The 752-nt window shown below is 72.9% G+C and carries 1 protein-coding gene; it reads right to left on the bottom strand.

The genetic code is table 11. The annotated features are described in order from the left end of the window. Positions 1–192 precede the first annotated feature (192 nt). Positions 193–752 (bottom strand): LysM peptidoglycan-binding domain-containing protein (locus tag ACFXIV_RS48040; protein WP_379421555.1); only part of this gene is annotated, 560 nt, incomplete at its 5' end.

Raw genomic sequence — 752 nt, 5'->3', positions numbered from 1 at the left:
CTGTCCGGGCACCGCGTGTCGCGGCGATCTCCACGGCAACCATCGACTCATCTCCCCCTTCGCTCGGGCCGGTGCCCCGTCGAGCACCCTCGCGCGGAGGCTAGCACGCCTCCGGGAGGGCGCCGAGGGGATTTCTGACGCCGTCCCCGGCCCGCCGTGAAGGTGGGGCGGACCGGGGGACCGTATGACCGGTCAGTACCAGCCGTGCGCGTTGTGGAAGGCGAGCGCCGCCTCCCAGGAGCCGTACCTCTCCTGGACGTAGCGCTCGGCACCGGCGTGCTGTTCGGCGACCGTGCCTCTCCCCCACGGCTGGTCGGTCTGGAACAGCCCGTGGTACTTGCCGTTCTGCGCGTTGGGGTTGCCGCTGGACTCCCGGCGGATGATCTCCGCCTTCGCGGCGCTCTCCGCCATGGAGGCGCCCGGGGCCGCCTGGCCCGCGGAGCGGCTGCTCTGTGGTGCCTGCTGCGGCTGCGGGGCCGGTTCCTGGGCCGGTGGCGCCTCCTGGGCCTGTGGTGCGGAGTCCTGTTCGGCGCTGGGCGGGGCCGCCGTGTCCGGAGTGGTCGGTGCGGACGGAGGTGTGGCCTCCCCGACGGTCAGACGCTGTCCGGGATAGATCAGGTCGGGGTCGGCGAGCCCGTTCCGCTCGGCCAGTTCGTGCCAGCTGGTGCCGTGGTTCTGCGCCACCTCGGAGAGGGTGTCGCCGGACCGCACCTCGTAGGTGTTGGTCGTGGAGGCCTGACGCTGCGGGGCCT

Origin of the sequence: Nocardia sp. NPDC059236 (assembly GCF_042754085.1) — a bacterium.
In the GTDB taxonomy this organism is placed as follows: domain Bacteria; phylum Actinomycetota; class Actinomycetes; order Mycobacteriales; family Mycobacteriaceae; genus Nocardia.
This window is presented reverse-complemented; position numbering and strand designations above follow the sequence as displayed.